Here is a 15,652-nt window from a genome sequence, read left to right as displayed (position 1 = left end):
AGCCTTTAAAGCTAGCAAAAGCACTTATTGCTGTAAAATAAAACGCTTTCTACGACTGCTTTTCAGTACCTGGATTCCTTCGATCATCAGCACCAGTTCGCTCCAAGAAATACTTCCGGTTGCCTGTTTTTTAGGGGAGGGAAAGGTGCCACTTTCCAGTCTTTTATAATAAAGTACAAAGCCTCCCGGCTCCCAATGCAGCATTTTAAGATGGGTCCGTCTTCGGTTAAGAAAGATAAAAACTTCGCCACTGGTGGCCACTCTACCTAACTCGGAATCCACCAGGCCACAGAGTCCATCAAAACCTTTACGCATATCGCAATCGCCTCGGTACAGATAATATTGGTGGGATGAACCCAGACTAAACATTAGTAAAGCCGGATCAACTCAGAGAGCACCGTCAGATCACCGCCCTGATAATTTACCTGCACGCCATTTGGATAAATGACTTCATAAGCATTGTCCATGGCCGAACGCTGGGCGGATATACGAACAAAACCCGTCGCTTTTTCAACCAACTTTTCCTTTCCGACCCAATAGCCAAATTTAGCTACTGTCATGCCGTGCAACTTGCAGAATTCACTTTGGCTCAGGCCACTTTTACGCCATTGTCTCACTAATTTGAACATTTCTTCTGACTGATCCATAATGCGTTATGTTTTTGCCAAAAGTAATCAGGCGGCCGCTGCTAAAAAATATGCACTTGATAGGCCGGATACATAAAAAAGGAATTGCATAAGTTTCTTTGTGGAGACAAAGCGTATAAAAAAGAACGCGAAGCACTCCTTAAGCATGGAACAACTGCACAAGTTTTTATAGTTTCCTCTCTCACAATAGCGATTGCACCGGTTGTCGGAGTCGCAGCTCCAATATTAGCCCCAATAATTGTTTTGCTAATTTCTAGTGCCGGAAAAATTACAATTGGAGCATGGTGTGAAGTCAATAAGTAGTTGACCAGAAGAGAGCGTAAAACGTATTTCTTCCCGCTGACTAGGTATCCGTTAAGTAATCGTTAAGTAATAGTTGTTTAACTTGACAGCCTGGCAATTTCAATGTTGGAAGTAAAATTAAATACACCATCATCATTGTTGATGAGGGTAACATATTTTGGTGTGCCCTGATTTTTTTCTCAATTTTTCAATCATATTGTTCGGAGAGTCATCTGTCCAATTTCTAAGAGAAAGTCGAAGAAGAAAATTAGCTCTTTAAAATCGAAAGTTGCTTAGCAGTCACATCTTCGGAAACGAATATCTCTCGATAGGCCCTTGCTTCGGCGTGGCGTACTGTACTTCTAGTAAAAGTGTGGTATCGGTTTTAACGCTGAACTCGAAATTTATGAATATAGCGACAAAAAATTATAAAGATAGTAAGAACATGAATGCCACCTTTTAGCACAATATCTGATGTTATTTAAATCTCTCTGGATCGAGTCAGGTTCGTCATCACGAGTGCAAAAGACACAACAGAGCAGTATGTGCAAGGCGGAATGGCAGTTTACAGATGCGCAATCCCACGCTTTAACCATTACTCAAAACTTTCATTTCGAGTTCGGTCACGCTCTTGCTCAGATTTCCTGGCCGAATCTATTTCCTCAGTCCATTGGTTATACCTTGATTGCGCCCATTTACGTAGCTGAGCATTCGGAGTGCCGATAAGTTCCGTGAACAATGCGAGCCTGGCTTGGTAAGCGTTGGCGCGAGAGCCATAGACCACTGACGGCCTCAGCGTGTCCTCAACTTGGTCTAGTAGTTCCGTAAGACTTGGGGCCCGCTCTACCAATTTCCAGAAAATCGGCTTCCATGCAAGTTTACCAGTTTCCTCGCTTCCCTCATAACTCATAATTGCGCCTGCAATGAGCGTATATCGTTCCACGGGATCTTCCTCGCACCAGTTAAGAAGCACGTCGTCTGGCAAAGTAGACAAATAAGCATCATACTTCTCGAAATTCTTATGAAAATCAATCCATTTAACATATTCGCTTGGAATACCTTTTTCTAATAGGGAATTAAGCAAACATATTGGCTGAACTTTAACTAATTCTCTCAGGATTCCGTCAAGGTCGTCAGGAAAGATGTAACGACCTCTTATTAACCGCATCAGTCGAAGGGTGAACTCGCTGGCAGCACCAAAGGCGCTTTCTCCGACAAGGCATAAGGACACCATCACCCCAATTTTATAGTTGTCTTCAGATTTCAGCTCTCTATCCAAATCTAAACTCAACAGAAGTTGTCTACCAATAGCAGTTAGATTTTCCGTGAGATTATTTTCAGATCCGGATTTTGCGACATGACATTTATAATATAAAATTTCAAATGCAGCGTCTCGTCCATATGGGCGGTCCAGGATACTTTTAAGAACATCGCAAAGAACATCAGAAGATATATTCGAGTAGGAAAGTGAATAAGAAAGGGACGAAAATTCCTTTGAATGTAGTTCGAACTTATCCAATGCTTTCCTAAGTAACCTTATCCCATCGTTACTGATTGGAATTGCTGCTTGTAATGGGACAAATAGGCTTTTTAGCTCTTCATTATCAAGTATTTGCTCTAATATCTCATCTGCGCATCTATCATTCTCCCTTTGTACACAGTTAATCCATCCTTTCAATATAATTGGTTTACGCTGGTCAATGGGCAGGATTGAAAATGCGCGCAGCAAAAATTCCAGAGTTTTTCTTTTGTCACTCGCTCCCTCGTACATTCCTCTACCCAGATGAAATAGGCTATCATTATTCGAGCATAGCAACGTTGAAATGATCTTCTCGCAGGTTTGATGATCGCTAACCAGCTCATTTCCCAGGTTTTCATAACTTCTTAACAGCTCTTTGAAGTTATCTCTATGATCACCAAGCAATGCCATGGAAATATCCATGCCCTTCGCCTCTGAAAGAAAGTATGCAACTAGCTTGTCATATAAATTCTGTGGTTTCAGAGATTTCTCTAGGCTTATTAACCTTTGCTGTACGTCAGTATCCAGCTTGTTTAAATCGAATTTCAGAATTGACCTCACTCGAAACCACCCGTTAGGCCAGAACGCATCGCGCGTCATTTGCTCGCAAATCGATTCAACCAAATCAAACTGACGAGCTTTAGTCCAGAGTCCCCGAAGCTTTGACGCTAGTATGTTTTTTAGTGTAGTTTTGAAGGGCGTATCGTCATTGAACATTCGTATACAAAGCTCAGTTACTCGTGTAAACCAGCTTTCAATTTCGACTGGTTGTCGGGATTGTGCTCCATAGTCCCGCGATCGCGAGCCGAAAGTCGGATTGTGATGAGTTTGAAAGTGCCATGCTTCCAGTGCAGCGTCAATTAGGTCGGTGGCAAGCTGTTGTTTGTTGGCAATATTAGATGCCCAGAGACTGCTAACGACCTGTAAACGCACTTCTAGGGAGGCATACGTCCCTGACATAATTATACGGAACATATCGCTTAGTTGTCTACGGATCGGATCATAATTCTCGCCAACCCTCTCAGTCAGCGCAAACGCTGCAATGAGATTTGCGCTCCGCAAAAACAGATGTTCGTGATACGCAATATGTCGCAAAAGGCGGACAAACCGCGCAAAGTATCTATTTTCTCGGCTCGCAAATTTTTCTGGTAATAAGATATTTGCTCTTTCCATCGCACATAATGCAGTTTCCGGAAGAATTGTTGCCAGGTTTTCAAATACTGACATCCCAAATTCATTCAAATTGCTGACGTCTTTCATCCATCCGCTTCCGGGCGCCAGCCAATCTTCAACAATACTTTGAGCTTGTTCGCTATCAGGTATGTAACTCAGCCGTCTAGTAAATGACAGAATGAGGCGTTCATTGCCCTTCAGCAGCAAATGTCTATTGATGGAGAAATTTGTCAGTCGTTCTAGGCCCGCGATTGCCAATCTATTGGCGATCGCATGGGGAAGTACAGCTCGATATTTTCCCCTTGCCTGAACAAGGTCGCGATTTCTGAGATCGACGGTGTGGTGATAAAGGACTGATGCGGGTATTGAACTATAATACTCCCAGAAATCTGGACAGCTGCTTAAATTTCTAACTTAGTAGCTGACTATGAAAAAGGAACGTAGAAAATTCAGTGCGAGCTTCAAAGCCAAAGTGGCTATTGAAGCGATTAAAGAGGTTCAGACCGTGCAGGAATTGGCCTCCAAGTACGAGATTCATCCAACACAGATAGCTGCCTGGAAGCGAGAGTTTCTGGAAAAGGCTGAATTAGTTTTCAGTAAAGAGGCACCCACCACTGGTAATGAATCCGAAAACACAAAAGAGAAGGAATTGTATTCTAAAATCGGTGAACTTCAAGTCCAAGTCGATTTTTTAAAAAAGGTCTTGGGGAAATGAGTGTTATGGAGAAACGCGGACTTGTTTCCCCTGAGTACCCTGAGCTAAGCGTCTCGGCACAGTGCAAATTGATTGGTTTACAGCGTAGTAGCTATTACTTTAGGCCGAGAGGTCAGTCTCTGTTAAACCAGCGATTGATGAAGGCCATTGATCGCCAGTTTCTAGAGTGCCCGTTTTATGGCGTAGAACGCATGCGTGATTACCTGATCGGACTGGGATATCCTGTTGGTGTGAAGCGGGTGAGAAGACTTTATAGACTTATGAATTTGCGCACAATTTATCCCAAGCGCAATCTAAGCAAATCCAAACCAACAGATTACAAATATCCATATTTGCTGAAGGGGTTGAAGATTGAGCGCCCCAATCAGGTCTGGCAAGCCGATATATCTTATATTCCAATGTTCAGAGGATTTATGTACATGTTCGCCATTATTGACGTTTACAGCCGTCGAATTGTGGGATGGAGTATCTCCAATACAATGAGTATGGAATGGTGCCGGGAAACGCTTTTGGATACGATCCGTACACAGGGAAAGCCCGAAATATTCAATACCGACCAGGGTAGCCAATTCACAAGTCAGGGTTTTATTAAGCCGCTCTTAGAGAAAGGGATACAAATTTCTATGGACGGAAAAGGACGGGCCCTAGACAATGTTTTCATCGAAAGATTTTGGAGGTCGCTCAAACAAGAGTACATATACTTAAATCCTCCAAATGGCGGGATGGATTTGTATCGGGGAGTAAAAGCATATGTGGAATTTTACAACCGTCGACGCAAACACACAGGAACCGGGTACATTCCCGATGAATTGTTTTTCCAGATCAATGCAAAAGCATCCTAATTAAACTTAATTTCATCCGTCGGCTGTCCAGCAAACCGGGAGTATTTCAGAACTTAAGAGACTAAGGGTGCCAAGTTCAGAGTTTTCGGCCTCAGTGTTCTCCACGTCGTAGGAATAAACCAGCGACAATACTTCGGCAGAATTCTTCAAACCATTGTTTTCAGAATTTCTCTGGTTGAATAGTCTGTCGAAAAGGGCATTATCTTGAAGATGGCCTATTGATTCGCCTGGTGTTAAACTTTTAGCCAATGCAAGTGCGACGCGTGCATTGCCACCTGAAAACTCGGCGACTTTCCATGCCGCCAACTCACCAATTTCGGGAACTCGCCTTAAAACCAATTTTTTTATAACCTGGTCGCTTGAAGGTTCTAGATGAAAAACGCCTGTCTCATCTGGCTGATCGTCAGCGACGTCGTATTCGATGGTGAGTAAACTCACCGAATGTGATTGAACTTTTAGCTTTTCTACAAGTGCCCTATGAAGTTGGGGGGAGCAATTATCGATAACTAGCACAGCTTGATATTTACCGGCCACAAGTTGTTCGGCAATATTTTGCGGACTCGGCGTGGGATCATATGAAATATCAGTGTAAATGACCTGAGATTGATTCAAGAATTTGCCTCCAATCTTTTCATCGAAGAGCGCCTGTGCAAGCCTTGTTTTACCTACTCCCGATAGCCCGGTGAGTCTAAGGTAATTTCCCGGTTGAGCGAGAGAGTCTCTGATCTCGGAAATTCCACTTTCAATGTCAAGCTCGGTGCCTTTTCTTGTTCGTTTGTCAATAATCCTGTGATTGTCGTCAATGATATAACGTCCATCCTTTCCTAGATTTGCTGTCCAGTCATCATAAGATTTCCACCCAAAAATTGGACGCTTAGAACGTTCACGAACCCATAAAATAATTGAGGGATGTTCTTTTACCCAGGCTGCCAGACTTCCACCATGATAATAGTCAACCATTACGTCGAGCCCGCCAATAGCCTTCTTCATTGCAGCTATTCGCGCATTATATGGGTATTTCGGAGAAGTTGACCACCTGATTCCGTGGCAAATTGACCACCTAATTGTCTGGCGGCCGGTAGCAGAAAAAAGCTGCAGAAGCAGTTTCAAAATTAGTTAATTAAGGTCGTATTATTGGTAGCTGTTTTCGGGCTCTATTTTTTTCTTTCTTCTCATCGATTCCCCTCTCAGTTCTATGCGGTGCGCGTCGTGAACAATGCGGTCCAGGATAGCGTCGGCAATGGTTTTTTCTCCGATCACTTCATGCCATTTGCTGACGGGCAACTGCGAAGTAATAATCAACGATGCTTTTCCGTGCCGGTCTTCGATGATCTCCATCAGGGCGGCCCTGCTCTGTGCATCGAAGGGCTGGATACCGAAGTCATCGAGCACCAACAGGTGCTGCCGTTCGATCCTGGCGATTTCCTTGATATAAGAGCCGTCAGCCTTGGCCATTTTCAAGCGGGCGAACAGTTTTGGGGTACTCGCGTAAAGTACGCGGTACCCCTGGATGCAGGCTTGATGGCCGATGGCAGTTGCCACATAGCTTTTGCCGATCCCGGTGCTGCCGGTGATCAGCAGGTTCTCATTGCGGGTGATAAAAGAGCAATCAGCCAGGCGCATGACCTGGTTACGGTCCAGACTGCGATCGGCATGGTAATGGATATTTTCGACGACGGCCTTATAACGGAACCGGGCCTGGTAGATCTGCCGCTCTACGCGGCGGTTGTTGCGATCGTCCCACTCGGCGTCCACAAGGTACCCTAATAGCTCATCTGCCGTATAATCATTGGTTTTTCCGCTTTCCAGGCTGGTTTTGAAGGCATGGAACATGCCATAAAATTTAAGCTTGCGCAGCTTCTCCAAGGTGTCATTGTTCATTGTATAGATTGTTTAAAAGGTTACTGATAATATTCTTCACCCCTGATATTGTCGTGGTTAGGCATCGGCAGCTCGTCGGCGAACAGGCTGTCCTCGTACTGGTCCATCTTCTTTTCCAATATCATCTGGATGATTTTGTAGTTATAAATACCATAGCTCAACGCGCGCTGGCATGCGCTGATCAGCCGTTGTTCGCCGGCCTTTTTTGCGAAGGACAAGATGCCGATGCAAGAGCGGTAGGCCTGCTCGGGATGCTGCTTACGGTCCAGTATTTTAAGGATATAAAGCCTTACGTCATCGTGGATCGAAGAAGCCCATTCGACGAACTTATCCGGGGTCCATTCGGTCAAAAAGCGGTGCGTGCTGGCCAGGTGCTCTTTATCGGTCGAGTAATTGTAGGGGCTTTTGACACGCTGATGCAGGGCTATGCGCTCATAACGGTAGTAAATCTCGACCAACGTGCCCGAGAACAGCAATTTGACCTTCTTGCCGATGAACCGGTACGGGACGCTGTAATAGTGCTTGTCGATGCTCAGGTTCACGTGCCCGTTTTTCATCACGGTCGCATGTGACTGCTTTTTGAACTCGTAGCGGAGCAGCGGCAGCGGAGAGAGTGCGCCTCGCTCGATCTCTTCGAACTGAAGCCTGCGGCTGTAATTGCGACCGCGTAGGAGCTGATTATTATGGACTTCCAGGGCCGCCCATATGGCTGCGTTTAGCTCGGATAGTGAGTTAAAAACCTGCTTTCTTAAAGGCGCATAGATCCGGCTGTAAACGATTTTAACAGCCCCTTCGACCAACGCCTTATCGCGTGGCCGGTAAGCCCTGGTGGGTAATATGGTGGTCCCGTAATGGTTGGCAAAGTCCTCAAAAGTCTCGTTCAGGGTAGGTTCATACCGGTTGCTTTTGGTGACGGCCGCCTTGAGATTATCCGGGACTACGGCTGCCGGAACGCCACCGATGTAATGAAAAGCATTCTCACAAGCCAGGATCAGATCTTCTTTTTGCTGGCTCATGACCGCTTCCACATAGGTGAGCTGGCTGGCGCCCAGGATGGCAATAAAGACTTCAACCTCAATTACTTCGCCAGTCTCCCTGTTTACGAAGCTCAGCTTTACACCGGCAAAATCGATATAGAATTTATCGCCCGCTTTATGGTCCTGGTGCATAACAGGATTTACCCGGGCCTTCCACTGAGCCAGGTGGAAGCAGAACTGGGTATAGCCAAAACCGTCAGGGAATTCCTTTTTGTAGCTCTCCCAGAGCGAATAACGTGTCTCGCCGGTTTTTTTGAGCTCTTTATCTATCCGGGGAAAACAGCGCTGTAAGTTCAACAGCCTATCCTGCGGCGGCATCTGTCTAACTGCACCGAAAAACTCGTCCAGCTCTTTATCGTTCAGGCCGTTGATCTGCTCGAAAGTCAGACCGCTCGCTTCAAAAGTAGCCATGTACTTCTTGGCCGTATTGCGGGAAACGCCCGTTTGCTCAGCAATAAAAAGCTTGCTGCGCCCTTGACTGTACATCCTTAGGATCTGTCTTATCTTATTCATGCTGATAGTCGAATTAGCCATACTTTCCACGGTTGGTATCCGCCAAAAATATGGGTGATTCTACAGCATTTTTCTGCTTGACAGGGTGGTCAGTTTCCTCCGAAACAGGTGGTCAGTTTGCTCCGAAACGGGGTGGTCAATTTCAGCCGGAACAGGTGGTCAGTTTAAACTGAAATGGGGTGGTCAATTTCACCGAATTTTCCACTCAGATATCGATCCCAAAGATTACAGAACGATCAAAACCGAGATTGAAGACAAACTGCTGAGATTGGAAGCAAGATTAACCGAGTTGACAAACAATGCAGGAGGTGTTCAGGGGCTGGAAAAGATGATTGAAAAGGTGCTAGCCGTGCTTTTCAGGCTTGATAAGACCTATACCGGAGCGGATATCAAATTGAAGCGGGAAATCATTGGTTCGATATTCCCTGAAAAGCTCATATTTTCAGAAAACGGCTATCGAACCGGAAAAGTCAACGAAGTTGCTTCGTTTATCTATCAGATAAACAGCGATTTAGCTAAAATAAAAAACGGAACTTCGGACGATTTCTCGCCAAAGTCCCGTTTAGTACCGGGGACGGGAATCGAACCCGTACGAGCGTTTCGGCTCACAGGATTTTAAGTCCTGCGTGTCTACCAGTTCCACCACCCCGGCTAAAAACCAGGTTCCGGTACCAGTAAGAGAAAAAAAGCACCGTTTCCGGTGCTTTTCTTTCCCTGAGCGAAAGACGGGGTTCGAACCCGCGACCTCGACCTTGGCAAGGTCGCGCTCTACCAGCTGAGCTACTTTCGCGTATTTCGCTTAACCGTTGTCGGTTATCGTGGTGCAAATGTAGGGAGGCCTGGTATTTGACGCAAGCTTTTGGACGAAATATTTGATGAAAAATTTTTACAAAAAGATTAACAAATTGTAAATCAATCGATCCCATCCGAATTTTTTTCGTTGGAAAACTGCGCAGAGGGGAGTTTGAGGGACTTTTCCGTTCCGGGTTGTTTGTCCTTCTAAAAATGACGTCCGGTCGGGCCTATTTACCGCCCGTCAGATTTAACCTATCCACTTCATATTTTCCTTACCTTTGCCTCCTTTGAGCCGCGTAGGCTGCAAGGGCCGGCCTGGCTCGATTTTGGTATATTCAGGCCCGCCGATTCAAAAACTAAATTTGCTTGTTCATGTTTTCCAACGAAGTGCTGTTTTTTGGAGGTTTTATTCTGGTGATCAGTGTCATGCTGCTGCTTGATCTGGGTGTTTTCAACAAAAAGGACCATGTGGTCAAGTTTGGGGAAGCGGCAGCCTGGACCGTCGCATGGATCGCGCTGGCGCTGGCATTTTATCTGGTCATCAATACACACGGCGACCTTGTGCATGGAATGGACAATTATGCCGAGCTGGAAGCGATCAAGAACAAGTACGCGCCGCATCTCCGGCTGATACCAGGCGATTTCCACGAAAGTCTCGAAATCTACCGGAAAAACATGTCGCTGGAATTCATTACGGGTTATTTGCTGGAATATGCCCTCTCGGTCGATAATATTTTTGTCATTATCCTGATTTTCTCCTCCTTCGGTGTACGGCCCAAGTACTTTAAAAAAGTGCTGTTCTGGGGCGTCTTGGGCGCAATCGTGATGCGTTTTATATTCATTTTCGTGGGCTCGGCGCTGATGCAGCGTTTCGAATGGATTATTTACCTGTTCGGTCTCCTTTTGGTATACCAGGGAGGAAAGATATTTTTCGAAGGAGGAGAGGAGGAGAAAATCGACCCTGCGAAACACCCGGTTGTCAAGTTCGCTTCCAAATACCTGCCTGTGTTCCCGCGTTACGTGCGTGAGCATTTCTTCGTGCTGAAAAAGGGGAAATGGCTGGTTACTCCGCTTTTTGTGGTGGTGCTTATCGTGGAGTTTACCGATCTTATTTTCGCAGTCGATTCAGTACCGGCGGTGTTCTCGGTAACAAAAGATCCTTACGTGGTTTTCTTTTCGAACATCTTCGCGATCATGGGGTTACGGTCGATGTTCTTTTTCTTAAGCAACATTATGGGCTTGTTCCGCTTCCTGAAATATGGTTTGGGGGTGCTGCTGGTTTTTATCGGTGGCAAAATGCTCGCACATCATTACCTCGAATCTATCGGGTTCAAAACGGTGTATTCGCTCTACGTGATCCTGGGAATTCTGGCCGTGAGCATACTCGCATCGCTCGTTATTCCGGAGAAAAAGGAAGTCGGGGACGAGGTCTTATCCAATAGTTAGGCATCGGGCAGCGTTTGAGTACCTATGAGCCGGATTCTTAAAGCTTATCTAAAACGACTTACTAATCTCAGTACCCGCAACAAGTCGCTGTTACTCACGAACTTGTCTGCCGAACAATTCCTGGATTTTCACGATACGGATTTTCTGTTGTCAAAACCTTCGGTGGAGGTGCTCAAACAGGTTATTCATGGAAAAGCTCGTATCCCATTGTGCGATGTGGCCGACCCGCGGTTCGAAAAGGTAAATGAAACCAGCAGACGGCTGCGCAAAATCTCCCGTACCGAGCGGTTTATCGAAGAGGAAAGGGGCTCGCGCGATCTTTATGTGGGATACCCTTTCATTAAAGGGAAGCTCTCCGACGGTACGCCCATTCATGCGCCTTTGCTTTTTTTCCCGGTGACGTTGCGGATGGACCATGAGCAATGGTGCCTTTTCGAGCGGGACGATAGCGGTGTTGCATTAAACCAGAGCTTTGCATTAGCCTACGGGCATTTTAATGAATCTCCGATCTCGGATGAAATACTCGAAAAATCGTTCGAAGATTTTCCGGATGATTTCCTGGAATTCCGGACCCAGCTGTATGAATGGTTGAAAACAACCCCGTTCAGGATTAATTTTAACCAGCAGCTTTTTGAAGACAAGCTTGTCGCATTCAGCGGGGAGAAAAGCTCCGAACTGGTTGCGAATGAAAGAAATGGCGAGCTGAAACTTTATCCCGAGGCTGTTCTGGGCATTTTTCCGCAAGCAGGCTCCTATCTCGTTCCCGATTATAACAGATTGCTTGACCTGGCGGAAGAGAGCGGGTTCCAGATTCCATTGGTTGGCCTTGCGGAATATTATGCGAGTGCTGATGCGCATTATGATGAAGTCCCGTCAGTGACGCGGCAACGCGACGGTCGGCAGACCCGGGAGGAGGATATCCTTACGCCTTTCGCTATCGACGAGTCGCAGGAGGAAATCATTCTTGCCGTGAAATCCGGGCGGTCGGTAGTCGTGCAGGGACCTCCGGGAAGTGGTAAATCTCAGTTGATATGTAACCTCATCGCCGATTTCGCCTCCAAAGGCAAGCGTGTTTTATTGGTATGCCAGAAGCGGGCCGCGTTGGATGTGGTTTACCAGCGGCTCGCCGCGACAGGGATGAAGAATTTCACCGGGCTTATTCACGACTTCAAAAACGACAGATCGGCGCTTTATGCGCAGATAGCGTCCCAGATAGAGCAAGTGGAGGCTTATCGCCAGCAAAATTACAGCCTGGATGCCGTCTTTCTCGAAAGGCAATTTACCCACGAAAGCCGTGCGATCGATAAAACGGTGAGTGAGCTGGATACCTTCCGCTCAGCATTGTTTGACGAAAACGAATGCGGCGTTAGTATCAAAGAATTGTATCTGACGAGCGATCCACAAGCTACACATGTGGATATGCAGCCCTACTACCGGCATTTTAAAATAGATAGCTGGGATAGTTTCAAAAGACATTTGAAAACCTATTCCGATTATGCGTTTCTGATCCGTTCGGGGCATCCCTGGCGGAAACGCAGGAGTTTTGCTGCATTTGGAATGGCCGAGCTGCGCACGATGGAAAATATGCTCTCCGAATGGCCGGGCGCGTTTGAGAAGCAAGCTTCGGCATTAGGTCGTCTGACGGGCACGACATTCGACACAGCCTATATCCAAAATCGAAAAGAAATTATCGAGCGGCTTGCCGACATTTCGGGGCTGATAAGCGACGCGTTTTCGTGGAAATTGCTCAGAAAATACACCGGCTCGCCTGCGAACCCGCACGAGCGGCTGGCATTGGTGCGCCAGGCCGTGGATGCCATGGAGGGTTTTATAGCAGAGGGAGGCATCGAATTGTCGTTACCGGCCGGGCAGTTGAATGCATTCGAATTAATGCTCAAAAAGTCGCTTGAAACAAAGCGGTCGGCTGTTTCGGGGTTCTTCTGGGATGTTTTTAGTAAAGAAAAGAAAGAAATAGAACGGGTGGCGTCGGCCAACGGCTTCACGGTGTCGCTCGAACATCTTATGCGGCTCGAACAGCGTTTGAGGAATCGCAGGCAGCTGGAATCCTGGCTTCAGCATGACAGCCTGGGGTTTGAACCGGCATTCATCGATGACTTTTCCGAGGACCGTGCGGCGGCATACCTGTCATTTTTCAGATCAGCGGAATGCGCGGCGGATGCCGTGGCGCGTATGGATGCAGGTGTTTGGAAAGGTATTTTTCACAAGCTGGTATCTGCGAATGTAGAGATCAGCCGGTTCGCGGAAACCATTCAGCAACTCAAACAATGGTTGCAGGTATGGGACCGCATGGAGCAGGCGATGCTGCCTTATCTTCTGCCGGAGCAAATCACAGCGCTGGTTACCGACCCGGCGGGACATAGCGCTGTCCTGCTCGATGCATTGCGCGATGACTTCGATTCACTGGCCGATATGGACCGATTGTGGGAGGAAATGACGGAAACTCAGCGGGGCGCCACGCAGGCTACATTGGAAAAGGGTGCAGAACTTGGTATGACCAGCGCGGAGGAGGTCGTCGAATTATTTGAAAATAGCGTCAAGCTGGCCTGGATCGGGCATATTGAAAGTAAATATCCCGTACTGCGATCGGTGTCGTCGCTTAAAATGAAGCAATGGGAAGATCAGATCCAGGGAAGTATTACTTTAAAGCAAAAACTAAGTGCCGACATTACCAACATAAAGCTTCGTGAAGCGACTTATGAGGATGTCGAAAAGAACCGGCTGGGGAATCGCGTGACTTACCGGGAGCTGGGGCATCAGGTAACCAAGAAAAGGAAGATCTGGCCGATCCGGAAATTGTTGGAAAACTACGCGGATGAGGTGTTTGCATTGATCCCTTGCTGGATGGCTTCGCCGGAGGCCGTATCGGCGGTATTTCCGATGGAAAAGGGCCTGTTTGACCTGGTGATTTTTGACGAGGCTTCGCAATGCTACGCCGAATATAGCCTCCCGGCGGCATTCAGAGGGAAGCAATGGGTCGTTACGGGCGATAGCAAGCAACTTTCGCCGAGCGATCTTTACCGTGTACGGTTCGAGGACAGGACGGAGGATGAAGAATATTCCGTAGCCGTCGAAATTGAATCGTTGCTCGACCTTGCCGGCCAATCGCTGGATCATTATCAGCTCACAGGTCATTACAGAAGCCTTTCGCTGGATTTGATTGATTTTTCTAATAAAAAATTCTACAAACAAAGCCTGAAACTGCTGCCGGACTTCAATAAAGTGAACGACCGGGAGCCGGGAATCCTGTACGTTAAAACGGACGGAATCTGGAAAAACAATACCAATGCGGCTGAGGTTAAAGAGGTGTTGCGACTGATCCGCGAGTTGAGCGGAACCGGGAAGAGCATCGGGGTAGTAACGTTTAACTTTTACCAGCAGGCGGCCATTCAGGATGCATTGGAAAAAGAAGTGATGGTGCCGGAAAACCTGTTTGTAAAGAATATCGAGAACGTACAGGGCGACGAGCGCGACGTGATCATTTTCTCAATGGGCTACGCGCCCGACGAAAAAGGGCGCATTTCGATGCAATTCGGGACATTGAATATGCAGGGCGGAGAGAATCGCCTGAACGTGGCCGTGACGCGGGCGCGGGAGAAAATCTACTTTGTAACGAGCCTCTGGCCTTCTCAACTGCAAACGGAAAACACCGCGAATGAAGGCCCCAAGCTGCTGCGCGCCTATATGGATTACGCCTTGCAGGTTTCGGAAGGCAATTTTGTACCCGGGCCACTTACTCCGGGCCAATTCCGTTCCGATTGGCTGTTGAAAGAAAGGCTGGTCGGGCAGAACCCGGCGTTCCGGAAAGAGCTGCCATTCGGGGATATTACGGTAAAAGAAGAAGGGACTTACAAGGGTTTGGTACTTACGGATGACGATCTTTATCATTACAGTAAATCATCCAAAGAGCCTCATGCTTATCTGCCCCTTCTGTTACGGCTGAAAAACTGGCCATTCAGGCGAGTTTACAGCCGGGAATATTGGTCTGGAAACCTGAAAAACGATTTGTTATAGTTCCTTGATGCGGATGTTGCGGTAAGAAACCTTGTCGCCGTGGTCTTGCAATGCGATTTTCCCTTTGGAAGCCGCACCGAAGCCTTCCCAGGTTTTGAACTTGCTGTTGGCAACGAGTTTGTTCCATTCAGCACCCTGGGTAGGGAACTCCACCACTTTTTTACCGTTTAGCCAGCTTTCGCCTTTTCCACCCTTGATGACGATCCTCGCCTTGTTCCATTCGCCGGCAGGTTTTACCGCCGAGAAGTCGGTTGGAGGCAGCATATCGTACAATGAGCCTGCTTTGTGGTTGCCGTTTTTGCCTGCTTTTGCGTCGGGATGCTTCACATCGTCCAGCACCTGGATTTCCGGGCCGGTCGAGTAGGGGCAGCAGTATTTTTTGTCTTCTACGACATGGTAAATGATCCCGCTATTACCGCCTTCCGCGATTTTCCATTCGAGTTCCAGCTCGAAATCGCCGTATTCTTTGTCGGTAACAAGGTCTTTGCCACCTTTTTCGGTTAATACCACAGCGCCGTCCTCGATTTTCCATTGCGGCAACACTTTATCCTGCTGCCAGCTATGCCAGCCATTCAGGCTTTTGCCGTCGAAGAGGGTAACCCATTTTCCTTTTTGAGCTTCTGCGTCGTTTGAAAAGGCCAGGGAGGCCAGGGCGATAACGGATGCTTTTCCGAAAGCCTTCCATTTTGTACAATTCATGTTTCGCTTGTTAAAGTTTTAGTCCACAATATTAAGTACTTTTTGAGTTTCCAAAGGCATATTTGGATCGA

11 protein-coding genes and 2 tRNA genes are annotated in these 15,652 nt (G+C 47.0%); 4 read left to right on the top strand and 9 right to left on the bottom strand.

The genetic code is table 11. The features are described 5' to 3' along the window. Window positions 1–24: 24 nt before the first annotated feature. The 3 genes from tnpB to ABV298_RS09575 form a co-directional block, all read right to left on the bottom strand. Entirely contained in the window at window positions 25–369 is a 345-nt protein-coding gene (gene tnpB, locus ABV298_RS09585; RefSeq protein WP_262892458.1) for an IS66 family insertion sequence element accessory protein TnpB, read from the bottom strand. Next, the gene (locus ABV298_RS09580; RefSeq protein ID WP_188939487.1) at window positions 369–647 is read right to left on the bottom strand and encodes an IS66 family insertion sequence element accessory protein TnpB; all 279 of its coding nucleotides are present in this window, start codon (window positions 645–647) and stop codon (window positions 369–371) included. Before ABV298_RS09580 ends, tnpB begins: the two co-directional genes overlap by 1 nt. A gap of 877 nt (window positions 648–1,524) precedes the next feature. Next, window positions 1,525–3,828 (bottom strand): hypothetical protein, encoded by a 2,304-nt coding sequence (locus ABV298_RS09575; RefSeq protein ID WP_353721908.1) that lies wholly within the window; start codon window positions 3,826–3,828, stop codon window positions 1,525–1,527. A 220-nt stretch (window positions 3,829–4,048) separates the two neighbouring features. Here ABV298_RS09575 and ABV298_RS09570 point away from each other — a divergent pair, with 220 nt between their 5' ends. Together ABV298_RS09570 and ABV298_RS09565 are read left to right on the top strand one after the other, a co-directional pair. Beyond that, window positions 4,049–4,336: a transposase gene (locus tag ABV298_RS09570; protein ID WP_353718731.1), complete on the top strand. Its 288-nt coding sequence runs from the start codon at window positions 4,049–4,051 to the stop codon at window positions 4,334–4,336. Beyond that, the gene (locus ABV298_RS09565) at window positions 4,333–5,178 is read left to right on the top strand and encodes an IS3 family transposase (protein ID WP_353721907.1); all 846 of its coding nucleotides are present in this window, start codon (window positions 4,333–4,335) and stop codon (window positions 5,176–5,178) included. Before ABV298_RS09570 ends, ABV298_RS09565 begins: the two co-directional genes overlap by 4 nt. A 12-nt stretch (window positions 5,179–5,190) precedes the next feature. Here the strand turns inward: ABV298_RS09565 and ABV298_RS09560 are convergent, their stop codons facing one another. From ABV298_RS09560 to ABV298_RS09540, 5 genes are all read right to left on the bottom strand, one after another. Then, window positions 5,191–6,168 carry a hypothetical protein gene (locus ABV298_RS09560; protein WP_353721906.1) on the bottom strand — a complete coding sequence of 326 codons (978 nt, stop codon included), beginning with the start codon at window positions 6,166–6,168 and terminating at the stop codon, window positions 5,191–5,193. 141 nt (window positions 6,169–6,309) lie between these two features. Further along, window positions 6,310–7,059, bottom strand: a complete 750-nt coding sequence (gene istB, locus ABV298_RS09555; protein WP_353718797.1) for an IS21-like element helper ATPase IstB — start codon at window positions 7,057–7,059, stop codon at window positions 6,310–6,312. Window positions 7,060–7,079: 20 nt separating this feature from the next. Further along, on the bottom strand, window positions 7,080–8,609 hold the full coding sequence (gene istA, locus ABV298_RS09550) for an IS21 family transposase (RefSeq protein ID WP_353721905.1): 1,530 nt from the start codon (window positions 8,607–8,609) through the stop codon (window positions 7,080–7,082). A gap of 566 nt (window positions 8,610–9,175) precedes the next feature. Further along, window positions 9,176–9,261, bottom strand: a tRNA-Leu gene (locus ABV298_RS09545). Window positions 9,262–9,326: 65 nt separating this feature from the next. Next, window positions 9,327–9,399 (bottom strand) — tRNA-Gly (locus ABV298_RS09540). 377 nt (window positions 9,400–9,776) lie between these two features. Between ABV298_RS09540 and ABV298_RS09535 the strand changes: the two genes are divergently transcribed. After that, complete coding sequence (locus ABV298_RS09535; protein WP_353721904.1) at window positions 9,777–10,850, top strand: TerC/Alx family metal homeostasis membrane protein; 1,074 nt, start codon at window positions 9,777–9,779, stop codon at window positions 10,848–10,850. A 24-nt stretch (window positions 10,851–10,874) separates the two neighbouring features. Continuing rightward, the gene (locus ABV298_RS09530) at window positions 10,875–14,882 is read left to right on the top strand and encodes an AAA domain-containing protein (RefSeq protein WP_353721903.1); all 4,008 of its coding nucleotides are present in this window, start codon (window positions 10,875–10,877) and stop codon (window positions 14,880–14,882) included. On the opposite strand, the gene ABV298_RS09525 is transcribed toward ABV298_RS09530, so the two are convergent. Then, on the bottom strand, window positions 14,877–15,581 hold the full coding sequence (locus ABV298_RS09525) for a DUF1080 domain-containing protein (protein ID WP_353721902.1): 705 nt from the start codon (window positions 15,579–15,581) through the stop codon (window positions 14,877–14,879). The two genes, ABV298_RS09530 and ABV298_RS09525, sit on opposite strands and share 6 nt — an antisense overlap. Between the last annotated feature and the right edge of the window lie 71 nt (window positions 15,582–15,652).

Origin of the sequence: Dyadobacter sp. 676, from assembly GCF_040448675.1 — a bacterium.
In the GTDB taxonomy this organism is placed as follows: Bacteria; Bacteroidota; Bacteroidia; order Cytophagales; family Spirosomataceae; genus Dyadobacter.
The sequence above is the reverse complement of the archived record's forward strand: the minus strand, read 5'-3'. Positions and strand labels throughout refer to the sequence as shown.